At 77.8% G+C, this 21440-nt stretch carries 22 protein-coding genes; 8 read left to right on the top strand and 14 right to left on the bottom strand.

Annotated elements, in window-relative coordinates:
* Window positions 1-61 precede the first annotated feature (61 nt).
* The gene (gene mmuM / locus ACI780_RS23035) at window positions 62-976 is read right to left on the bottom strand and encodes a homocysteine S-methyltransferase (protein WP_457005909.1); all 915 of its coding nucleotides are present in this window, start codon (window positions 974-976) and stop codon (window positions 62-64) included.
* A 54-nt stretch (window positions 977-1030) separates the two neighbouring features.
* On the opposite strand from mmuM, the gene yidD reads away from it, so the two are divergent.
* Both yidD and arfB read left to right on the top strand, forming a co-directional pair.
* The gene (gene yidD, locus ACI780_RS23040; protein WP_456872748.1) at window positions 1031-1531 is read left to right on the top strand and encodes a membrane protein insertion efficiency factor YidD; all 501 of its coding nucleotides are present in this window, start codon (window positions 1031-1033) and stop codon (window positions 1529-1531) included.
* A gap of 23 nt (window positions 1532-1554) precedes the next feature.
* Window positions 1555-1995 (top strand): alternative ribosome rescue aminoacyl-tRNA hydrolase ArfB, encoded by a 441-nt coding sequence (gene arfB / locus ACI780_RS23045; protein WP_457005910.1) that lies wholly within the window; start codon window positions 1555-1557, stop codon window positions 1993-1995.
* Here arfB and ACI780_RS23050 read toward each other — a convergent pair.
* The 5 genes from ACI780_RS23050 to ACI780_RS23070 form a co-directional block, all read right to left on the bottom strand.
* Complete coding sequence (locus ACI780_RS23050; protein ID WP_456872750.1) at window positions 1967-3178, bottom strand: RNA polymerase sigma factor; 1212 nt, start codon at window positions 3176-3178, stop codon at window positions 1967-1969. The two genes, arfB and ACI780_RS23050, sit on opposite strands and share 29 nt — an antisense overlap.
* 8 nt (window positions 3179-3186) lie before the next feature.
* Window positions 3187-3537: a YciI family protein gene (locus tag ACI780_RS23055; protein WP_456872751.1), complete on the bottom strand. Its 351-nt coding sequence runs from the start codon at window positions 3535-3537 to the stop codon at window positions 3187-3189.
* 103 nt (window positions 3538-3640) lie between these two features.
* Window positions 3641-4285, bottom strand: a complete 645-nt coding sequence (locus tag ACI780_RS23060) for an N-acetyltransferase (RefSeq protein WP_457005911.1) — start codon at window positions 4283-4285, stop codon at window positions 3641-3643.
* 126 nt (window positions 4286-4411) lie between these two features.
* The gene (locus ACI780_RS23065) at window positions 4412-5380 is read right to left on the bottom strand and encodes a DUF2382 domain-containing protein (RefSeq protein WP_456872753.1); all 969 of its coding nucleotides are present in this window, start codon (window positions 5378-5380) and stop codon (window positions 4412-4414) included.
* 119 nt (window positions 5381-5499) lie between these two features.
* Entirely contained in the window at window positions 5500-6288 is a 789-nt protein-coding gene (locus ACI780_RS23070; RefSeq protein ID WP_456872754.1) for a TetR/AcrR family transcriptional regulator C-terminal domain-containing protein, read from the bottom strand.
* Between the two features lie 240 nt (window positions 6289-6528).
* Here ACI780_RS23070 and ACI780_RS23075 point away from each other — a divergent pair, with 240 nt between their 5' ends.
* On the top strand, window positions 6529-7995 hold the full coding sequence (locus ACI780_RS23075) for an aromatic amino acid lyase (RefSeq protein ID WP_456872755.1): 1467 nt from the start codon (window positions 6529-6531) through the stop codon (window positions 7993-7995).
* A 103-nt stretch (window positions 7996-8098) separates the two neighbouring features.
* Here the strand turns inward: ACI780_RS23075 and ACI780_RS23080 are convergent, their stop codons facing one another.
* The 5 genes from ACI780_RS23080 to ACI780_RS23100 all read right to left on the bottom strand — a co-directional run bounded on the left by ACI780_RS23080 (window position 8099) and on the right by ACI780_RS23100 (window position 13411).
* A complete protein-coding gene (locus tag ACI780_RS23080; RefSeq protein ID WP_456872756.1) occupies window positions 8099-8890 on the bottom strand; it encodes a hypothetical protein in 792 nt (263 codons plus the stop codon).
* Window positions 8891-8966: 76 nt separating this feature from the next.
* Window positions 8967-10073, bottom strand: a complete 1107-nt coding sequence (locus ACI780_RS23085; protein WP_457005912.1) for a uroporphyrinogen-III synthase — start codon at window positions 10071-10073, stop codon at window positions 8967-8969.
* On the bottom strand, window positions 10070-11542 hold the full coding sequence (locus tag ACI780_RS23090; protein ID WP_457005913.1) for a PP2C family protein-serine/threonine phosphatase: 1473 nt from the start codon (window positions 11540-11542) through the stop codon (window positions 10070-10072). Before ACI780_RS23090 ends, ACI780_RS23085 begins: the two co-directional genes overlap by 4 nt.
* Window positions 11539-12270 carry a GAF domain-containing protein gene (locus ACI780_RS23095; protein ID WP_457005914.1) on the bottom strand — a complete coding sequence of 244 codons (732 nt, stop codon included), beginning with the start codon at window positions 12268-12270 and terminating at the stop codon, window positions 11539-11541. The genes ACI780_RS23090 and ACI780_RS23095 overlap by 4 nt, the downstream gene beginning before the upstream one ends.
* 76 nt (window positions 12271-12346) lie before the next feature.
* Entirely contained in the window at window positions 12347-13411 is a 1065-nt protein-coding gene (locus ACI780_RS23100) for an MBL fold metallo-hydrolase (RefSeq protein WP_457005915.1), read from the bottom strand.
* 69 nt (window positions 13412-13480) lie between these two features.
* Between ACI780_RS23100 and ACI780_RS23105 the strand changes: the two genes are divergently transcribed.
* From ACI780_RS23105 to ACI780_RS23125, 5 genes are all read left to right on the top strand, one after another.
* On the top strand, window positions 13481-13972 hold the full coding sequence (locus tag ACI780_RS23105; RefSeq protein WP_457005916.1) for a PH domain-containing protein: 492 nt from the start codon (window positions 13481-13483) through the stop codon (window positions 13970-13972).
* 455 nt (window positions 13973-14427) lie between these two features.
* The gene (gene infC / locus ACI780_RS23110; protein WP_456872762.1) at window positions 14428-15030 is read left to right on the top strand and encodes a translation initiation factor IF-3; all 603 of its coding nucleotides are present in this window, start codon (window positions 14428-14430) and stop codon (window positions 15028-15030) included.
* A 101-nt stretch (window positions 15031-15131) separates the two neighbouring features.
* On the top strand, window positions 15132-15326 hold the full coding sequence (gene rpmI, locus ACI780_RS23115) for a 50S ribosomal protein L35 (RefSeq protein ID WP_089405007.1): 195 nt from the start codon (window positions 15132-15134) through the stop codon (window positions 15324-15326).
* A 36-nt stretch (window positions 15327-15362) separates the two neighbouring features.
* Window positions 15363-15749, top strand: a complete 387-nt coding sequence (rplT, locus tag ACI780_RS23120; protein ID WP_089404795.1) for a 50S ribosomal protein L20 — start codon at window positions 15363-15365, stop codon at window positions 15747-15749.
* An 18-nt stretch (window positions 15750-15767) separates the two neighbouring features.
* Window positions 15768-16568, top strand: a complete 801-nt coding sequence (locus tag ACI780_RS23125; protein ID WP_457005917.1) for a TrmH family RNA methyltransferase — start codon at window positions 15768-15770, stop codon at window positions 16566-16568.
* 25 nt (window positions 16569-16593) lie between these two features.
* Here the strand turns inward: ACI780_RS23125 and ACI780_RS23130 are convergent, their stop codons facing one another.
* The 3 genes from ACI780_RS23130 to ACI780_RS23140 all read right to left on the bottom strand — a co-directional run bounded on the left by ACI780_RS23130 (window position 16594) and on the right by ACI780_RS23140 (window position 21284).
* Complete coding sequence (locus ACI780_RS23130; RefSeq protein WP_457005918.1) at window positions 16594-17925, bottom strand: sodium/calcium exchanger protein; 1332 nt, start codon at window positions 17923-17925, stop codon at window positions 16594-16596.
* A gap of 86 nt (window positions 17926-18011) precedes the next feature.
* Window positions 18012-20348, bottom strand: coding sequence for a diguanylate cyclase domain-containing protein (locus tag ACI780_RS23135; protein WP_457005919.1), 2337 nt, complete (start codon window positions 20346-20348; stop codon window positions 18012-18014).
* A gap of 93 nt (window positions 20349-20441) precedes the next feature.
* Window positions 20442-21284 (bottom strand): EamA family transporter, encoded by an 843-nt coding sequence (locus ACI780_RS23140; RefSeq protein WP_457005920.1) that lies wholly within the window; start codon window positions 21282-21284, stop codon window positions 20442-20444.
* Between the last annotated feature and the right edge of the window lie 156 nt (window positions 21285-21440).

Genomic DNA, 21440 nt, shown 5'->3' on the forward strand with positions numbered 1-21440 from the left:
GGGCCCGGCGGCCCCGCCCCCCCCCCCCCCCCCCCCCCGGGGGCGCCCGCCCGCCGCACGATCAGGTCACCTGATCCCGGCGCAGCGCGGCCGCGAGCGCGGCGACGTCGGACGGGCGCACCCGGCAGCAGCCGCCGACCAGCCGCGCGCCGGCCGCAACCCACCCCGGCACGGCGGCCGGGTCGACCCCGCCGGCGCCGGTCCACGCCCGGGCCGCGGCGTCCCACCCCTCCCCGCTGTTGGGGTAGGCGACCAGCGGCAGCCCCGCGACCGCCGCGGCGTCCAGCGACGGGCCGACGGCGGCCGGGTCGGTGCAGTTCACCCCGACGGCGACCACCGCGCCGACCCCGCGGGCCATGGCGAACACCTCCGCCGCACGCTCGCCGCGGCGGGTGCGGGCGACGCCGTCGCCGCCGACGACGGTGGTCAGCGACAGCCACACCGGCACCCCGAGCGCGTCGGCCTCGGCCAGCAGCGCCTCGGCCTCGGCGGCGGCGGGCACCGTCTCGCAGGCCAGCACGTCGGCGCCGGCCTCGGCGAGCGCCGCCATCCGCGGGCGGTGGAACGCGCGCAGCCGGGCGACGCCGACCGCGTCGACGTAGCCGCCGGTGTACTCCGAGCCGTCGGCGAGCGCGGCACCGTAGGGCCCCACCGAGCCCGCGACCCACGACCCGGGCGCCCCCCGCCGGGCCAGCTCCACCGACCGGGCGACCAGCGCCAGCGCACCGGCGCGGTCGATCCCCGCCGCGGCGAACCCCTCGACGGTCGCCTGGTAGCTCGCCGTCGTCGACACCTGTGCCCCGGCGGCGGCGAAGGCCGCGTGCGCGGCGACGACGGCGTCCGGGTCGTCGCGCAGCAGCCGGGCCGACCACAGCGCCGAGGACACGTCGTGCCCGCGGGCCTCCAGCTCGGTGGACAGCCCGCCGTCGAGGACGACGGGACCGGTGGCGAGCGCGTCGGCGAGCGGCGGGGGCACCCGCCCATCCTCCCCGCCCTGCGCCCGGCCGCCGCGACCCGCAGGATCGGGCCCGTGGTGTTCATCTGGAGCAGCGGCTGGGGCCCCCGGCGTCGACGGCGCGGGTACGGCCCCCGGCCGGGCTGGGGCCCGGGGTACGGGTACGGCTACGGGCCGCCGCCGGGGCGCTACCGCCGCGGGTACGACCGCGACGGCGGCTGCCTGCGCGACCTGCTGTTCCTCAACACCGGGTGCTGCCTGGCCAACGCGATCGGCTGCGGCGTCGACGGCCTGTTCCTCGTGCCGACGACGGTCCGGCACGTGCACGCCTCCGGCACCGGCGCCGCGGGCTCGCGCGCGGCCGACCGGCTGGTGGCCGCCGTGCGCGTCTACCAGCGCGAGATCAGCCCGCGGCGGCCCCCGTGCTGCGCGTTCACGCCCACCTGCTCCGCCTACGCCGTCGAGGCGCTCGAGCGGCACGGCGCCCGCCGCGGGACCTGGCTGACCCTGCGCCGGCTGCTGCGCTGCCACCCGCGCGCGGCCGGCGGCGCCGACCCGGTGCCCGCGGCGGCCTGAGCGCCCCGGGCAGACTGGACCGCGTGCCCGGCAGCGACGAGACCTCCGGCGACCTGCCGGTCACCGGCTCGCTCGTCGTCCCCGCGGCCGCGCTGGGGTGGCGGTTCTCCCGCTCGTCGGGCCCGGGCGGGCAGGGCGTCAACACCGCCGACTCGCGCGTGGAGCTGTCGGTGGCGCCGCTGCAGCTGCCCGGCCTGACCGACGTCCAGCGGGACCGGCTGGCGCAGCGGCTGGCCGGCCGGCTCGTCGACGGCGTCCTGACCGTCACCGCGAGCGAGCACCGCCAGCAGCTGCGCAACCGGCAGGCCGCCCGCGAGCGGCTGGCCGCGGTGCTGCGCGCCGCCCTCGCCCCGCCGCCGGCCGCCCGCCGCCGCACGAAGCCGACCCGGGGCTCGCAGGAGCGGCGGATCCAGGCCAAGAAGCAGCGCGGTGAGCTCAAGCGCTCCCGCCGCCGGTGGGACTGACCTCCGCCCGGCGGCGCTCGAGGAACGCGCGCTCGGTGGCGTTGCCGGCCAGCGCGATCGCCGCGCCGTAGGCCGCGGCCGCCTCGGCGTCCCGGCCCAGCCGGCGCAGCAGGTCGGCCCGGACGGCGGGCAGCAGGTGGTGCCGCGGCAGGTCGAGGGAGTCGACCAGCGCCAGCCCCGCGGCGGGCCCGTCGACCTCGGCCACCGCCACCGCCCGGTTCAGCGCCACGACGGGGGAGGGGGCCAGCGCCAGCAGCAGGTCGTAGAGCGCCACCACCTGCCGCCAGTCGGTCGGCGGGTCGCTGTGCACCGCCTGGATCGCCGCCTGCACCTGGTACGGGCCGGGGGCGCCGCGGCGCAGGCAGCGGCGCACCAGCTCCTGCCCCTCGGCGACGAGCGCGGCGTCCCACCGCGCCCGGTCCTGCTCGGCCAGAGGCACCAGCTCACCGGTCGCCGAGACCCGCGCGGCACGCCGTGACTCGACCAGCAGCATCAGCGCGAGAAGGCCGAGCACCTCCGGCTCGTCGGGCATCAACTCGGCCAGCTCGCGGCCCAGCCGGACCGCCTCCGCGCACAGGTCGGTGCGGACCAGCCCCGGCCCGGACGAGGCGGTGTGCCCCTCGGTGAAGACCAGGGAGACGACGGCGAGGACGCCGCGCAGCCGGTCGGGCAGGTCGGCCTCGTGCGGCACCCGGTAGGGGATGCGCGCCGCGCGGATCTTCGCCTTGGCGCGGACCAGGCGCTGGGCCATCGTCGCCTCGGGCACGAGGAACGCGTGCGCGATCTCGGCGGTGGTGAGCCCGCCGACCAGCCGCAGCGTCAACGCGACCCGCGCGGCAGGGGCCAGGGCGGGGTGGCAACAGGTGAACAGCATGCGCAGCCGGTCGTCGCGCACGGCGCCCTCCTCGGGCGGCTCGTCGGGGACGGTCAGCAGGGCCGCGGCGCGGTGCCGCCGGTCGCGGCCGGCCTCGCGCCGCAGCCGGTCGATCGCGCGGTTGCGGGCGGTGGTGACGATCCAGCCGGCGGGGCTGGGCGGCACGCCGTCGTGGGGCCAGCGCGCGACGGCGGTGGTGAACGCGTCCTGCACCGCCTCCTCGGCGGCGTCGACGTCGCCGAGGAGGCGGGTGAGGACGGCGACCGCGCGGCCGTAGGACTCGCGGAAGACCGCCTCGACGTCGGGCACCGCCGTCGTCAGACCCTGCCGCCGGCGACCGGGCGCACCTCGACCGGCAGGGTGCTCGCCCGCGCCATCCGCCGGCCCCACTCCAGGGCGGCGTCGAGGTCGGGCGCCTCGACGACGGTGAAACCGCCGACGTGCTCCTTGCCCTCGGCGTAGGGCCCGTCGACGACGAGGACGTCGTCCCCGTCGGGGCGCAGCACGGTGGCGGTGTCGGCGGGGTGCAGCGCGGCGGTGAACACCCACGCGCCGGCCGCGCGCATGTCGGCGGAGACCGCCGCGAGGTCGCGCATGATCGGGTCGAGGACCTCCGGCGGCGGCGGGTCGCCGTCGGGCTGCTGGAGGCTGAGCAGGTACTGCGGCACGGTTGTCCTCCCGTCGGACGGCGGCCGGCACCGTACCGGCCGCTCACCCCCTGGACGAACGGGCAGCGCCCGGATCGACAGCCCGGGCCCTACAGATCGGGTCCTACAGATCCGGCATCGGGACCCGCGGCGGGCGGACCGCCACCCACAGGGGCAGCCGGTCGTCGGCCGAGCGGGTCGCCTGCACCACCTCGAAACCCAGGGCGCGGGCGAAGCGCACCACCGCCCACGCGGGGGCGACCAGCGCCGCGGGCACGCCGTCGCGGTCGCAGCGGTCGAGCACCGGGGCGAGCACCGCGCCGCCGAGCCCGCGGCGGCGCGACCGCGGCCGGGTGGCCAGGGCCCGCAGCCGCCAGTGCGGCCCCGCGGGCAGCGCCGCGGCCAGGGCCGCCTCGGTGGCGGCGACGTCGCCGGCGCGCTCGGCGTGCAGCCGGGGCACCTCCCGCTCCAGCGCCGCGGCGACGTCGCCGGGCAGCGGGGCCGCCGCCCCGTCGGGTGCCTGCCACGAGGCGACGGCGTCGACGTCCTCGCTCACCCAGGTGGTGCCGGTGGCGATGCCGCGGTGCGCGTCGAGCTCGGCGAGCCGGGTCAGCCGCTGGGTCCGGCCGTCGACCGGCAGCGCCCACCGCACCCAGCGGGACTCGGCCAGCGCCACGGTGAGGGTGACCGCGATCCGCGGGACGTCGCGGGGCTCGGCCGGCCGCACCACGGGGACGCCGATGTGGACCGTCGGCCCCTGCTCGCTCATGCCGCCATGACACCACGGGTGCCGCGGGCGGGCCCGGACACGGCGACGGGGCCGGTCCGTGGTGGACCGGCCCCGTCGAGGGTGGTGCTGTGCCGCGGTGGCCCCCCGCGCAGGAGGGGCCGGGGATCAGCGGCCGATCTTGCCGTCGTTGTCGCGGTCGAGGGCGTCCTTGGCCTTCTGCACGAAGCCGCGCTCGTCGCGGCCGGTGGTGCCGGTCGTGGTGCCGGTGCCGGCGACGCCGGTCGTGCCGCCGTCGACCTCGATCTGCTCCTTGCGGACCTCGCCGCTGACGGTCTCCTGCTCGGTCACCGTCTGGGTGTCGAGGCGGACGCGCTCGACGGGCACGGCCTCCTTCTCCACCACGGGGCGCTCGGCGTGCAGGACGACCTCGTGCTCCTCCTCGGAGATGGCCGGCCCGTCGAGGGCGTTGCCGATGTTGGCGTCGGTGATCGGCTCGCGCTCGACGCGGACCTCCTCGTGGGAGACCGGCACGGTGGTGCTGACGTTCTCCGTCACGACGTACTTGCGCAGGCGGGCGCGGCCGGCCTCGACCTGCTGGGTGCCCACGTTGAGGTGCTCCTCGGAACGGGTCATCGCGCGGTCGGTGGTCGGGCCGGAGGTGTCGTGGCCCACGGTGCCGCGGGTCTCGAGGTCGTCGCGGACCCCGTCGCGGTCACGGTCGACGCCGCCCGCGACACCGGCGGTGCCCACGGTGCCGGCCGTGCCGGTGGTGGTGCCGGTCGTCGTCCCGGTGGTCAGGCCCTGGCCGGTGGTGGTGCCCGAGGTGCCCAGGCCGTAGTACCGGTAGAGCTCCTGCTCCTCCTGCGGGGACAGGTGGCCGTCGGCGTCGACGCGCGGGGCGTCCTTCACCCGGGCCTTCTCGTACGGGAAGCGGACCTGGCCGCTGCCCACCTCGGCCTCGGCCAGGGGGATGAAGGTCTCCTTGGTGCCGAACAGGCCGGTGTGCACGGTGGCCCACTCGGGGCGGCCGGTCTCGTCGTCGAGGTAGACCTCGGAGATCTTGCCCAGCTTGTCGCCGTCGCGGTCGACGGCGGTGCTGCCGATGACGGTGCTGATCTGCTGCTCGGTGATCACGTCTGCTCCTCGCGGAAGGGGGACTGGTCGTGGCCGGCTCCCTCGTGCGGCGGTGTGCCGGGGGTCAGCGGGCCACTCCCGGCTTGCCCGGACGGTTTACGGCGTAAACCCGCTCAGGCCTATTTCTCCCCGGGGACCCGGCCCTCCGCCCGCACCGACTCCAACCGGTCGAGCAGGTTCTCGAGGGCCTCCTCGAACTCGGCGGCCGACTCGTCGCGGGACAGCAGCTCCTCCAGCTCGACCACCAGCGGGTACTGGCCCAGGTCGGTGCCGGTGCCCGGGACGCCCTCCGGCGCGTCCTCCGGGGTGATCTGTACCCCCTTCTGCGACACCTCCAACAACAGGTGGCCGAGCAGGAAGCTGGAGTAGGCGCGGTAGGCCGCCACCGCCGCCTCGGGGGAGAAGCCGCTGTCGGTCATCACGGTGAGGAAGGACTCGATCCAGCGCAGGCTGCGCAGCGGCGGGCGGACCCACGGGGCGGCAGGGGGCCGGGTGGCCACCAGCGGGAACACCTCCGGGTGGGCGAGTGCGATCCGCCGCACGCCGTGCGCGAGGCGCTGCGCGTAGTCCTGCCAGCCGTGGGCGGCGCGCAGGTGCACCTCCGGGTCGCCGTACAGCTCGTCGACGACGGTCTCGACGACGCCGTCGAGCAGCTGCTCGCGGCCGGGCACGTAGCGGTAGAGCGCCATCGCCTCCACGCCGAGGTGCGCGCCCAGCCGGCGCATGGTGAGCGCGGCCAGGCCGTGCCGGTCGATGTACTCGATCGCGGCGCCCAGGATGCGCCGGCGGTCGAGGCCGGCCCGGCCGGTGCTCGGGGGACCGGCCGGGACCACGGTGCCGGCGCCTCCGCGCGCCTCCGGGGAGTCGGGGTCGGGACGCCGCATCGGGATGGTGTCCTCGCCGTCCACGTGCACCTCCCGCCGTCTCGTGGCCCGGGTCCCTCCGGGCACCCGGTGCGCCCTCCTCGCTCGTCGCCCGCTCGGGGGACGGTGCCCGCCCGAGGGTGCGCCGGAACGTGCCGTGACGGTCGTCGTCGTTGCGCGGTGGACCCACACCGCGACCCGGCGGCCTCCCCGGCCCCGGTGCGTGCACGGACCGGGCCTCCTGCGGCCCGGCCGGTCGTAGGCTCGGCGGCCCGGGAGGCGCCCATGACCACCGTGCGGATCGGCACCGCGCCCATGTCGGTCGACGACCTGCTCGCCGTCGTCCACGGCGCCCGGGTGGAGCTCGACGGAACCGCCCGGGAGCGCATCGCCGCCGCACGGGCCGTCGTCGACGACGCCCTCGCGTCCGGCGCCGCGGTCTACGGCCTGACCACCCAGGTCGGCCACCTGAGGGACACCCGGCTGAGCGCGGAGGAGATCCACCGCGAGCAGCAGTTCCTCGTGCTCTCCCACGCCGGCGGGATCGGGCCGCCGCTGCCGGTGCCCGTGGTGCGCGCCGCCCTCGCCGTCCGGCTGGCCGGCATCGCCCGCGGCGGCTCGGGGGCCTCGCCCGCGGTCGCCGAGACGCTGGCGGCGATGCTCGACGCCGGCGTGCACCCGGTGGTGCCCGCGACCGGCTCGGTGGGCGCGGCCGACGTCGGCCAGATGGCCGGGATGGCGCAGGTCGCCGTCGGGCTGGGCCGGGCCGAGTACCGGGGGGAGGTGCTGGACGGCGGGGAGGCGCTGCGGCGGGCCGGCATCGCGCCCCTGGTCCTCGCCGGCAAGGACGGGCTGGCGCTGATCTCGGCCAACGGGGTGTCGGTCGGGCAGGCGGCGCTGGTGGCCGCCCGGGCGGCGCGGGTGGCCGACGCCGCCGACGTCGCCGCGGCGGTGTCCATGGAGGCCACGCGGGCCAACGCGTCGGTCCTGCACCCCGCGGTGGGCCGCGCGAAGCCGGTCCCGGGGCAGCTCGCCGCCGCCGACCACCTGCGCCGGCTGCTCACCGGCAGCGCGCTGCTCGGCCCCGACGGCGCCGCGTCGGTGCAGGACGCGCTGTCCTTCCGGGTCGTGCCGCAGGTGCACGGGGCGCTGCGGGAGTACGTCGGCGCCCTGCGCTCCGCCGTCGAGGGCGAGCTGGCCGCCGCCGCCGACAACCCGCTGGTGTCGGTCGAGGACGGCACGCTGCTGAGCAACGGCAACTTCCACCCGATGGTGCTGGCGCTGGCCGCCGACGCGCTGCGCATCGCCCTCGCCCAGGTGGGCCAGCTCGCCGACCGGCGGATGGCCCACCTGTGGGAGGCGTTCTTCCGGCAGCTGACCGGCCCGCCGGCCGCGGCCGCGTACGGGCTGGCGCTGCGCTACCCCGCGGCGGCCGTCGTCGCGGAGCTGGTGCAGCTGGCCGCGCCGGCCACCCTCGACGTCCCGCCGCTGGACCTCGGGGTCGAGGACCACGCGACCGGCGCGCCGCTGAGCGTCCGCAAGGCCGACACCGCGCTCGGGCTGCTGGAGGACCTCCTCGCCGTCGAGCTGCTGCTGGCCTCCGACGTCCTCGCCACGGCGCCGTCACCGGCCGCGCTGGGCACCGGCACCGCGGCGGCGCTGGAGCTGGTGCGGGAGGCGGTCGCCGCGGCCGAGCCGTACCCCGACGCCGTCCACGCGGCCCTGCGCGCCCGCTTCCCCGGCGGGCGGTGACGGTCAGGACGCGCCGCCGCGCCGGCACCGTTCGTGCACGCCGCGCGGTCGGCCGCCGCCCGCGACGACGGTGCGTGCACACACGGCGGGGCGCAGCGGGAGGTCAGGCCAGGTCGGCCAGCGCGGCGGCGACCGCCTGGTCGCGCACGAAGTCCAGCGCCAGCAACCGGTGCACCAGCACGCCCCGGCGGGTCAGCCGCAGGTCGGCCGGCCGCAGCCGGGGCAGCGCCGAGCCGCCCGGGCGCGGGGTCGCCGGCGGCGGGTCGAGCAGCCCGCCGCGCTGCAGCTCGCCCAGGTCCTCCAGCGCGCCCCACGCGGTCCAGCCGCGCGGGTCCTGCGGCACCGGCGTCATGGGCAGCGGGGCGCGCTCGCGCCGGCCGACGGCGGCCAGCAGCACCAGCTGGCGCCCGGTCAGCGCGGCGCCCAGCCGCAGCCCGCGGGAGACGACGGCGACGTCGAGGTCGGCGGAGACGGCCGACTCGGCCAGCAGGTAGCCCAGGTGCCGCACCCGCCACTCCTCGGTGGCCGCCTGCGCGGCGAGCACCACCGCCTCGCCGACCTCGTCGGCCGGCGCGCGACCCCCGGGGCCGGCGGTGAGGAAGCCGTCGGTGCGCACCGCCCGGCCCTCCGCGGCGCGGGTCACCGACAGCTCGGCGGCGAAGGCGAGCGCGGCGCCGGCACGGCAGCGGGCGCGGGGGGAGACGGGGGGCGGCGGGTCGGCGTCGGCCGCCGTCGCGGTGCGGCGCAGCCAGGCGGCCAGCGCGTCGTCCAGGCGCACCCGCGCGGACCCGTCGTCGAACAGCAGGGCGGCGGCCGTGCGCGCCATCGTCCCGGCCACCAGCTCGCCGGACTCCACCAGTGCGCGTCCCGGTGCCGTCTCCGTGTACTCCGCCACGGCGCCGATCATCGCCCGGCGCGGCGCCCGCCGTCGGCCGGGGAGCGGCGCGGTCCCCACAGCGGGGCAGGCCGGGTCACCCGCCGAGGCGCGCGCCGCCCTCCACCGACGTCACCGGGGCCGGCCCGAGCGCGGCGCGCAGCTGCGCCAGGGCCGCCCCGACGTCGTCGCCGGCCGGCAGCCGCCGGGCCAGCTCGGCCGCGGGCACGACGGCCCCGGGCCGCTCGGCCAGCGCGCGCAGCACCGCCGCGGGCGCGGGCGGCAGCTCCACCAGCCGGTCGTCGAGCACGGCGGCGTGCCCCCGCACCTGCAGGTCGGCGCCGCCGGCCCGCAGCACCGGGTCGCGGGCGGCCAGCGCCGTGGCGACCTCGCGGGCCAGCGCGCCCAGCCGCGCCCGCTCCGGCTGCGCGGCGGCGATGCCGGCGGCGGCCAGCGGCGCCGCGGTGACCGGGCCGACGGCGACCGGCAGCACCCCGTCCCGCAGCGCCGCCACCACCTCCGCGCGCAGGCCCAGCTCCCCGGCCGTCGCCAGCAGGCTCGCCGCGGCCGGCGCGCTGGTCACGGTGACCGCGTCGACCTCCCGCGCGGCCACCGCGCCGACCAGCCGGTGCAGCGGGCCGACGTCGGCGGGCGGCACCCACCGGTAGACCGGCACCGGCAGCACCTGCGCGCCGGCGGCGCGCAGTGCGGCGACGAGCTCCCGCAGCGGGTCGCCGTGCAGCTGGACGGCGACCCGGCGGCCGGCCAGCGGCCCCTCCGCGCCCGAGAGCAGGTGCTCGAGCACCTCGGCCGAGGACTCCGACGCCGGCGACCACGCGTCGACCAGCCCACCGCCGCGGATGGCGCCGCGCGCCTTGGGCCCGCGGGCGAGGACCCGGGCAGTGCGCAGGTGCTCGACCAGCGGCAGGCCCCGGGCGGCGGCCGCCTCCAGCCACCCGCGGAACCCCACGCCGGTGGTGGCGACGACGAGGTCGACCGGTGCGGCCAGCACGGCCGCGGTGGCGGCGGCGAGCTCGGCATCGTCGGCCAGCGGCACGATCCGGAGGGCCGGGGCGTACACGACCCGGGCGCCCCGGCGCTGCAGCAGCGCGCCGAGCTCCTCCCGGCGCCGCTCGGCGGTGACCGCGACCGTGTACCCCGCCAGCGGGGCGACCCCGGGCGCGACGTCGGGGGAGGAGCTCACCGGTCCATCGTCCCCGGTTCCCCGGCGCTCCAGCAGGCGAGCAGGATGCTGGCGTCGTCCTGCAGCACCCCGCCCTGGTGGTCGAGCACCGCGTGCATGAGGCGGCGGACCGTCTCCGGCGGTGGCTGCCCGGCCGCCACCGCCCGGGTCAGGAACTCGATGAGCCGCTGCTCGCCGAACCAGCGCCCCAGGCCGTCGCGGGCCTCGGTGACCCCGTCGGTGTAGAGGGCCAGCCAGTCGCCGGGCTCCAGCGCCTCCTCGGCCACGGAGAACCCCTCCGCCGGGAGGCCCAGCGGCACGCGCCCGCTCCCGGCGAGCTCCTTGACCACCCGGCCGGAGCGCAGCAGCAGGGGCGGCGGGTGACCGGCCCGCACGTAGCGCAGCAGCCCCGAGGTCAGGTCCAGCTCCGCGAGGACCCCGGTGACGAACGCGCTGCCGGTGAAGGTGGCCGCGACCACCTCGTCGACCGCCCGCGCCTGCTCGTCCAGCCCGCGCCCCTCCCGGCGGGCCGCCCGCGAGGCGGCCAGCGCCGCGGCGGCCATCAGCCCGGCACCGAGCCCGTGGCCCACCGCGTCGAGGACGGCCATGGACACCGTGTGCTCGGTCAGGGCGTAGTCGAAGGCGTCCCCGCCGACCGCGGCGCTGGGCTCCAGGGAGCCGGCCAGGACGAAGGTGTCGCTCGCGGCGGTCAGCGGCGGCAGCTGCTGCCACACCAGCTCGGCCGACGGCGACCGCGGGCGGGTGCGCCGGGTGCGCTCCAGGACGTCGCCGTGCAGGCCCATGGCGGTCACCAGGTGGGCGACCATCGCCGCCAGCCACTGGCACTGCTCCCGCAGGCCGGGGTCCTCGAGGTCGCGGTCGGACTCCACCCGCACCTCCAGCACGCCGATCCGGTCGGCGCCGTCGAGCAGCGGCACCCACAGGCGCGGGACGCCGCCGGCCTCCGAGGGCAGCGGCTGCCCGGACTGGAAGACGCGCCCGGGGAGGGTGCCGTCGACGGCGACCGGGTCGGCGCCCGCCCGGCCGTCGGGGAGCCGGACCAGCTCCCGCTGCTCGTGGTCGACGACGTGCACGGTGACGTCGACGCCGAGCGCCCGGCCGGCCTCCGCGGCGAGCGGCGCCAGCCGGTCGGGGGGAGCGGTGCGGGTGGCCTCGAGCAGCCGCAGCAGCGCCGCCAGCGGCCCGCTGGTGGGCCGCGGCGGGCGCAGCGGCCGGGAGTAGGGCACCCGGCGGGCGGCGAAGAGCTCGTCGAGGCGCTCGTTGACGGCGACGGCCAGCAGGTCGCCGTCGAGGTCGGGCAGGCAGGCCAGCCCCCCGAGGTGGGTCTCCAGGTCGAACAGGTCGGCGTTGCCGCCCAGCTCGAAGTACCGCAGCCACAGCTGGTCCAGGGTGAGGTCGGCGTGCCGGAGGGCGTCCCGCAGCAGCGCCCGCCGGTCCTCGGCGGACACGCCGGCGGGCGGCCCGGTCATCGGAGCCGGCGCACGGCGGAGTCGACCACCGCGCGCGCCGCCTGCCGCAGCGTGCCGGCGTCCCCTCCGGAGCGGGACAGCAGCATGCCCAGCGCCGTCTCCTCGCCGACCCCGTGCCGGGCCATCAGCACGCCCTTGGCGGTGCTCACCACGTCGCGGGCCGCCACGGCCTGCCGCAGGTCGTCACTGGCCCGGCGCGCCCGCTCCCGGGCGGTGACGTGCGTGACCAGCAGGGCGGCCTGGGCGGCCGAGAGGGTGAGCACGTGGGCGTCGTGGGGCGTGAACACGCCCGGGGCGCCGCCGTAGACCTTGAGGGCACCCAGCGTGCGGTCCCCGGCCAGCAGGGGCGCGCTCACGGTCGACAGCAGCCCGAGGTCGACGGCCTCGGCCGCCCACCGCTGCCAGCGGGGGTCGGCCCGCAGGTCGTCGGCGCGCACCAGTGCCCGGCCGGCGGCCGCAGCCAGGCACGGGCCCTCGTCGAGCTCGTACTGCAGCGCGTCGGCGCGCTCGACCAGCGGGTCGGTCGCCCCCGCCGTCCGGCGCCCGGCGGGGTCCACGATCGTGACGCCGGCGCCGACGGCCGCCGGGACGGTCTCCAGCAGCAGCGAGCTGACCAGGCCGAGGGCGGTGGCGACGGTCTCCTCGGACAGCAGCAGGCCCGACACCCGCGCCGAGACGACCGACAGCTCGTCGGCGAGGGGGAGGGATCGGGTGAGGTCCTGGCGCACGGGCACCTCGCGGGTACCGGCCGTGGCGGTCCCGTCGTCTCCAGGCGCCCGGCCGCGGACCCAGGATAGTGCCGCGTCAGCGCAGCCGCGCCGCCGAGAAGCGCGGCACCTGACCGCCGTCCCCGACGACCAGCCCCCGGCCGGCCAGCAGCCGCAGGTGGGCGTCGGTCTCGGTGACGGCGAAGATCCGCATCCGCCGGGCGTACTGGGACCACGGCCGCGACCAGGTGAGGTGCGCGGCCAGCTCCCACGGCGTGCCGCCCGGGTGCGCGCGGACGGCGGCCAGCAGCTCGGCCAGCCGGCGCTCGTGGTGTGCGCGCAGCTCCCGCGTCCGCTCGGCCAGCCCGCGGAAGCGCCACTCGTGCCCGGGCAGCACCTCCCCGGCCGGCTGCCCGGCGACCGTCTCCAGCGAGGCCAGGTAGTCGCGCAGCGGGTCGGGGGCGCCGGCCGGGGTGGTGGAGATGTTGGGGCTGATCCGCGGGAGCACGTGGTCGCCGGCGAAGAACAGCCCGCCGCCCTCCTCGGCGAAGCACAGGTGCCCGGGGGTGTGCCCGGGGGTGTGCACCGCGCGCAGCGACCAGCCCGGCAGGTCCGGCCGGTCGCCGTCCTCCAGCAGCCGGTCGGGCCGGGCCAGCCGCCGCCACCTCGCCCGCTGCTCGGGGGTGCCGGCGTCGTCCCGGGCGTCGGCCTCGGGCGCGCCGAGGCCGACGAGGAAGGCCACCTCGTGCTCGGTGGAGTCCTCGGGCGAGCGCTCGGTGAGCGAGGTCAGCGCCGCCGCGTCGGCCGGGTGCATCGCGATCCACGCGCCGGAGGCCTCCCGCACCCGGGCGGCGAGCCCCACGTGGTCCAGGTGCATGTGCGTGACCAGCACACCCCGCACGTCGGTGACGTCGCCGCCGAGCTCCGCCAGGCCCGCGCACAGCGCCGCCCAGCTGTCGTCGGCGTCCCAGCCGGTGTCGACCAGGCCCAGCCCGCCGCCGGCGAGCTCCAGCACGTAGGCGTTGACCCACCGCAGCGGCCCGGCCATGGGTACCGGCACCGACCACAGTCCCGGCCGCACCCGCTCGACCGGGGGGACCGTCCGCGCGCGCCAGGCGGCCTGCTGCGCCGGGCCGGTCACCTCCACGCCGGGCACCTCCACGCCGGGCACTCTGCCAGGCAGTGCCCGCTCCCGGTCCGGGGGCCGCGCCTCGCCTGGGACCATGGGGACGTGCCGACGACGCCCGCCGTCCCCGCCGCCGTGACCGCCGTCCCCCGCCGGCTGCGCCTGGTCTGCGCGGTCGCCGCCGCGCTGGTCGTCGGCGTCATGGTGGTCGTGGCCGTGCTGCTCACCTCGTCGTCGACCGGGGTGGTCAGCTTCGGTCTGGCCGACCAGGTGGCGGTGGCCGGCCTGGGGGTGTTCGTGGGCGCCGGCGTGCTGCTCGTCGGGGCCTCGCGGGTCGACGCCGACGCGGCCGGGGTCCGGGTGCGCAACGTGCTGGTCCGGCACGAGCTGCCGTGGTCGGCGGTCCGGGCGGTGCGCTTCGACCGGGACTCCTCGTGGGCGTCGCTGGAGCTGGCCAACGGCGACGAGGTGTCCGTGCTCGCCGTCCAGGCCGCCGACCGGGAGCGGGCGCTCGACGCCGTGGAGGGGTTGCGCGCACTGCTGTCCGCGCACCGGGCGGCCCAGCCCGCCCCGCCCCCGCTGCTCTACGACGACTGACGCAGGACCACCCTTCCCCCCTCGCCTCGCACGCTCGGCGCGGGACCCTGAGGGGTGGCCGTTCCAGCACGTCACGGGTGGGAACGGCGAAGGACCCCCGTGCCCCCCGCCGCTCGCGAGCTCACGGCGGGCCCCTGCACGGGGGCCGGGAGACCGGAATGTCTCGACCGTCCACGACGCTGTAGCATGGGCGTGCCTCCCCGCTACACGAGGCGCGTGAACCACCAACCCAGCGGCCCCGCCCCGGGCCGCTGACCAAGAGGAGCCCGCTCCCACCTGGCGCCGCCGAGGCGCCCAGGTCCCGGTTCGCGGAGGACCGGCCCGCCCCGGCGGGTCCCCCGCGACGTGCACGGCCCGGCGACGGGTCCGTGCCCCACCGGCGAGAACGGGCCCTGTGAGCGCAGCTCACGGGGCCCGAGTCGTCCCCGGTGGCGGGTGGGCGCGACTCCTCCCGTGTGAAGAGCAGAGGAGAGGCCATCACCGAGCCCCGTATCAACGACCGTATCCGCGTCCCCGAGGTCCGCCTGGTCGGACCCGAGGGCGAGCAGGTCGGCATCGTGCCGATCGGCGAGGCGCTGCGACTGGCGCAGGACTCCGAGCTGGACCTCGTCGAGGTCGCGCCGATGGCCCGCCCGCCGGTCGTCAAGCTGATGGACTACGGGAAGTTCAAGTACGAGTCCGCCCAGAAGGCCCGCGAGGCCCGGCGGAACCAGGCGCTCACCGTCATCAAGGAGATGCGGCTGCGCCTGAAGATCGACCCGCACGACTACGAGACCAAGAAGGGCCACGTCGAGCGCTTCCTCAAGAGCGGCGACAAGGTCAAGATCACCGTGATGTTCCGCGGTCGCGAGCAGTCGCGGCCGGAGATGGGCTACCGCCTGCTGCAGCGGCTGGCCGCCGACGTCGCCGAGCTCGGCGTCGTCGAGTCCAACCCCAAGCAGGACGGCCGCAACATGGTCATGGTGATCGCCCCGCACCGGAACCAGGCCGCGACCGACGGCGCCCGCCGCCAGGCCAAGGCCGAGCGGGCCGCCGAGGGACAGACCCCGACGGCCTGACCCGGTCGCACGCAGGACCGCACCACCGAGACGGCCGGCGCCGTCGCGGCAGCCCCGTGCTGCCGCGCGGCGCCGACACCCACGAACAGGACGACGAGGACATGCCGAAGCAGAAGACCCACAAGGGCACCGCCAAGCGGGTGCGCGTGACGGGCACCGGCAAGCTCATGCGCGAGCAGGCCAACAACCAGCACAAGTTCGAGCACAAGTCCTCGCGGCGCAAGCGCCGGCTGGAGAAGGACCAGGTCCTGAGCCCGGCCGACACCAAGACCCTCAAGAAGCTGCTGGGCATCTAGAGCCCCCGCCTCCAGCACCGATAAAGGAGTACTCACGTGGCACGCGTGAAGCGGGCGGTCAACGCCCAGAAGAAGCGCCGGAGCGTCCTCGAGGCCGCCAGCGGCTACCGGGGTCAGCGCTCGCGCCTGTACCGCAAGGCCAAGGAGCAGATCCTCCACTCGGCCACCTACAACTACCGCGACCGCAAGGTGCGCAAGGGTGACTTCCGCAAGCTGTGGATCACCCGCATCAACGCCGCGGCGCGCCAGAACGACATGACCTACAACCGGTTCATGCAGGGCCTGAAGCTGGCCGGCATCGAGCTCGACCGCCGCGTGCTCGCCGAGCTCGCGGTCAACGAGCCGGCCGCCTTCGCCGCGCTGGTGGAGACCGCCCGCGCCGCCGTCGCCGCGGCTCCGGCCGGCGGCGAGCAGGCCGCCTGATCCACCCCCTCCGACGCCGTGGCCGAGCTGCTGACCGAGCGGTCGGGCCGGGTGGCCGCCGCGCGCCGGCTGACCCGCCGCGCCGGCCGCGACGACGCCGGCGCCTTCCTCGCCGAGGGCCGCCAGGCGGTGTCCGAGGCGCTCGCCCTGGCCGAGGCCGACCCCGCCGCCGTCCGCGAGGTGTTCGCCACCGAGGCCGCCGCCGCCGCGCACCGCGACCTGCTGGCGTCGACCGCCGTCCCGGTCCGGCTGGTCACCGAGAAGGCCGCGGCCGCGCTGTCGGAGACGGTGACGCCGCAGGGCCTCGTCGCCGTCTGCGCGCTGCGCGACGTCCCCGCCGACCGGCTGCTCGCCGACCCGCCGGCGCTGACCGTCGCCCTGGCCGGCCTCGCCGACCCCGGCAACGCCGGCACCGTGCTGCGCACCGCCGACGCGTGCGGCGCGGGCGCGGTGGTCTTCGGCGCCGGGTCGGCCGACCCCTACGGCGGCAAGGCGGTGCGCTCCAGCGCCGGCAGCCTGTTCCACCTCGACGTCGTCCGCGGCGCGCCGCTGGGCCCGCTGGTCACCGGCCTGCAGGCACGGGAGGTGACCGTCCTGGCCGCCGACGGCGGCGGGGAGACCGCCCTCGACGAGCTGGGGACGGCGCTGGCCGGGCCGGTGCTGTGGCTGTTCGGCAACGAGGCCCGCGGCGTGCCCCCCGAACTGGCCGCCGCCGCCGACGCGCGGGTGCGGATCCCGATGCGCGGACGCGCCGAGAGCCTCAACCTCGCCGCCGCCGCCGCGATCTGCCTCTACGCCACCCAGCTCGCGCAGCGCTGACCCCCGCCGTCGAGTCCCGCCGCGGTCAGGTGCCGGCGGGCTCGAGCTCGTCGAAGGGCGTGACCACGCCGTCGCGGGCCAGCCGGCTCGTGGTGCGGGCCCGCAGCGCGAAACGCGCCAGCGCGAGCACCACGTAGACGCCCGACAGGACGAGCACCAGCACCCGGTCGGCGTCGGCCGGCAGCACGATGCTGCCGACGAACTGCACGGCGAAGAGCACGAACAGCGCGCCTGCACCGGCGGCGGTCAGCCGCAGCCCCACCAGCAGCGAGACGGCGAACAGCGACTGCGCGGCGGTCAGCAGCAGCTCGGTGCGCTGCTGGGTGTCCAGCGGCAGCCCGGAGAACGACGTCGAGCTGATCGCGAACGCCAGCGGGATGGTCCCGACCAGCAGCGTCCACTGGTTGACCTTGCTCGACAACAGCGTGCCCAGGGAGTCCGAGGCCCGCAGCCGCGCGGCGTACAGGCAGGCCACGATCAGCTCGGGCGCCTCGCTGGCCAGCGGCGCCACCCACTGCACGAGCAGGAACTCGTCCACCCCGAGCGTGGCGCCGGTCTCCACCAGCGACTCGGCGAAGTGCTCGGCGCTGGCCAGGATCACCAGGGCCGCGACGGCGAACACCGCGGCCACCCAGGTGCGACGGCGCCGCCTCGGCTGCTCGCCGAGCCAGCGCGAGGTGCCGATCAGGTCCGGGTCCTCGGCCGGGGCCTGCGCCAGCCGGCGGGCGTAGAGCACGAACACGGTGACCAGCACCGCGCAGTCGACCAGCGTCAGGCTCGAGCGCAGCGGCAGGTGCAGCGAGTACAGCGTCGCGATGCCGAGGAACACGACCTCGGGGGACATGGCGGGCGACAGCCGCACCTCGCCCCGGGACAGCCGGCGGGCCGCGTCGTCCCCGGCCCGGCGGCGGCGGGCGACGGCGACCGCGGCCACCAGCACCACCAGCGGCCAGCCGACGCCGACCAGCACCCGGTTGGCGCCGGTCATGTTGGCCAGCGCGAGCGCGCAGGCGTCCTCCCCGCCGTCGGGCGGGGTGCAGGAGCCGGTGTCGCCGAAGGTCGTGCCCGCCGTCCAGGTGAAGACGAAGTCGACGGCGTACTCGGGCAGCACGGCCAGCAGCGCGAGCAGCGCCAGCGCCAGCCCCGCGCTGATGTCGACCTGCGCGGCCTCGGCGGCCCACGACAGCAGGAACGCCGCCCCGACGATCGCCGTCCCGTACAGCAGCGCCTGCAGCGGCGGAGGCAGGTCCGGCGCCGGCAGGCCCAGGTAGGCCGCCGCGCCCAGGTAGGCGCCGGGGACGGTCACCAGGGCCGCGGCCGCCAGCGGCGCCGGCGGCCGTCGAGAGGGTTCGGGCACGGGCGGTCTCCAGACGTGCGGGCGGGGGACGGCGCCGCTGCGCCGTCCCCCGCTCTACCCCCGTCCGCCCGGGGTGCACCCCACCGTCAGGACGGCACCGGTGCCACCGGCGGGGGCACCGAGGCCGCCGCCGCGCGGGCGGTCGCCGCCCGGGACGCCGCGACCCGGGTCAGGGCCTTGCGGTCGTACATCCGCAGGTCGGCCCGGTGTAGCAGGTCGGCGAAGACCACGCCGTCCTCGGGGCACACGCTCACCCCGATGCTGGCGCCGAGGGCGACCTCGGTGCCCCGCAGCGCCACCGGCCGGCGGATCGAGGCGGCCAGCTCGTCGGCGACCCGGGACGCCTCGGCCGCCGCCGTCTCCGGCCGCAGGTCCGGCAGGGCGACGAGGAACTCGTCCCCTCCGAGCCGGGCGAGCAGGTCGCGACGGCGCACGCGCTCGCGCAGCCGCCCGGCGACCACCTGCAGCAGCTCGTCGCCGGCGGCGTGGCCGAGGGCGTCGTTGACCGCCTTGAACCCGTCGAGGTCGACGACCAGCAGGCCGAGCGCGTCACCGCGGGCCCGCGCCTCCCAGATCGCGGCCTCGACCTGCTCCTCCAGGCGCCGCCGGTTGGGCAGGCCGGTCAGCGGGTCGGTGAAGGCCATCTCCTGGATGCGGGCCAGCGCGGCCTGCGTGCGGTCGCGCTCGCGGACCAGCGCCCGCTCGGCCTCCACCCGCGCGGTCACGTCGACCTGCACCCCGATGTACTGCACCACCGAGCCGTCGGAGTCGTGCACGGGCGCCAGGTGCAGCTCGTTCCACCACGGCGTGCGCTCCGGGCCGCGCAGGTTGAGCACCGTCTCCCGGCAGGGCTCGCCCGCCTCGACGGCCGCACGGATCCGCGCCACCGCGCCGGGGTCGGTGTCGGGGCTCTGCAGCAGCCGGCAGTTGCGGCCGAGGATCTCCTCCGGCGGCAGGCCGGCCAGCTCCCGGAACGCCGCGTTGGCGTAGACGATCGGCTGGTCGGGCAGCCGCATGTCGACGATGGTCACCCCGCTCGGCGTGGCCTCCAGCGCCCGGCGCAGCAGCACCTCGGCGTTCGTCGTCCCCACCGCCAGCCCGCCGGCCGGGCGGCTCACCGGGGCGGTCGGGACGGCGGCCTCCGCGGCCGGGTGCGCCGGCTCCGCGCCGGCCCGCGGCGCCACCCGCGACAGCAGCGACGACGCTGCCCGCGACACCGTGTCCCGGTCGTAGGTGAGCGCGTACTCGAAGGTGCGCTCGGCGTCGGGGCCGTCGTCCCCGAGGTCGCGGGCGAGCAGCGCGGCGCTGAAGTGCGGCGACAGGACGGCGACGTCCCACTCGCCGCGGACCGGGTCGGCCGGGTCGAGGTGGGCGCCGCGCAGGCCGGGCAGCGGCTCGACGGGCAGGTCCTCCCCGAGGGCGCAGACGAAGCCGGTGCGGTCGACCAGGTCGCGGTAGCGCTGGGTGGTGGAGACGGTGAAGTGGCGCGCCTCCTGGAAGGTCGCGGCGACGACGCAGGTCTCGCCCAGGCGCATCGCCTCCCGCTCCAGCTGCTTGGACAGCTCGATGAGCAGCGCCTTGGGGGCGCGCCGCAGCGGCGTGCCGTCGGGCAGGCAGGCGAACGGCGACACCGCGCCGAGCGCGCCGGCGGGCAGGCCCGCGCCGGGCAGCACCAGCTCGCCGACGGTGAGGTCCGGTGCGGCGCCGGGGCCCGGGCGGCCGAACAGCCAGCCCTGCGCCAGCGTGGCGCCGAGCCCGCGGGCGGTGCGCAGGTGGCGCTCGTCCTCGATGCCCTCGGCCAGCACGACGGCGCCGCTGCGCTCGGCGTAGGCGTTGACCGCGTTCATGATCTCGGCGATCTGCGGGCCGGGGCGCTCCTGCACCAGCCGCAGGTCGAGCTTGACGACGTCGGGGCGCAGCAGCGGCAGGAAGGCCAGCGACATGGACTCGGCGCCGACGTCGTCGACGGCGACCGACCAGCCCAACTCCCGGACCCGCTCGACGGTGCGCAGCAGCTCGGCCGGCCGGGCGGCGATGGCCCGCTCGGTGATCTCCATGACGACGCGCAGCTGCCCGGGGGCGCTCTCGGCGATGGCCAGCAGGTCGGCCAGCGGCGCGGTGTCGAGGACCTCGGGCTCGACGTTGACGAACACCGTCAGCGGTGCGACCAGCCCGGCGTCGACCGCGCCGCGGAAGGCGGCGGCACGGCAGGCCTCGTCGAGCTCGGCGAGCCGGCCGGCGGCGCGGGCGGCGGCGAACAGCGCGTCGGGCCGCTGCAGCGGGCCGACCGGGCCCCGGGCCAGCGCCTCGTAGGCGACGACCCGGCCGGTGTCGATCTCGACGATGGGCTGGAAGACGCTGCGCACGCCCCGGATGGCGTCCTGGAGGACGGGGTCGTGCGCGATCGCGGGTCCGGGCGGCACCGGTGCCTCCTCGAGGTGGGTCACGGAGGAGTTCTCGGCAGCGACGGCGCCGGGCGCAGCCCAGCGGCCCGCCGGTCACCCCGAGGGGGCAGGTCAGGCCGGGAGCGCGATGAGCACGACCGCCGCGGTCGCGACCGCCAGGCCCGCCCGCTGGGCGCCGGCCAGCCGCTCCCGCAGCACCAGCTGCGCCAGCACGACCGTGCTCGCCGGGTAGAGCGAGGCGAGCACGCCGGTGATCGCCAGCTGGCCGCCGGCCTGCGTGGCGAGGAGGTACAGCGCGTTGGCCGCCATGTCACCCACGCCGGCGAGCAGCACGACCGGCAGCACGCGGCGCGGCACCCGCAGCGACCGGACCGTGCCCAGCGCCAGCGCGCCGACCAGCAGCACCGAGACCACGCGCGCCGCCGCCAGGGGAGCGAGCCCGGCGTCGTCGCCGGTGCGCTCGAGCAGCACGAAGAACAGGCCGAACCCCGCGCCGGCGGCCAGCGCCGGGCCGACGCTGCCCAGCCGGGCCGAGCGCAGCGAGGACAGCCCGCCCTCGGCCGACACCAGCACCACCGCGGCCAGGGCCAGCACGATGCCGACGGCGGCCGCGGCGCCCAGCCGCTCACCGAGCGCCAGCCCGGCGAGCACCGGGAGGGCGGCTGCCGACACCGCGGTCACCGGCGCCACGACGCTCATCACGCCGGTGGCCAGCGCCCGGTAGAACAGCAGCAGCCCGGCGCCCCCGGCGATGCCGGCCACCGCACCCCACACCAGGTCGGCGCCGGCTGGCTCCCCGCCGAGCCAGGGCAGCAGCAGCGCGACCAGGACCAGGCCGGCGGCCTGCGAGATCGCGACGACGGTGGCCGCGGCCGCCCGCCGGCTGGCGATGCCGCCGCAGAAGTCGGCCATCCCGTAGACGACGGCCGAGGCCAGCGCCAGCACCAGCGCCATCCGGTGCGCCTCCCGTGTCCGTGCTCGCTGTGTCCGTGCTCGCTGTGTCCGTGCTCGCTGTGTCCGTGCTCGCTGTGTCCGTGCTCGCTGTGTCCGTGCTCGCTGTGTCCGTGCTCGCTGTGTCCGTGCTCGCTGTGTCCGTGCTCGCTGTGTCCG

It is taken from the genome of Geodermatophilus sp. SYSU D00814, assembly GCF_054050055.1.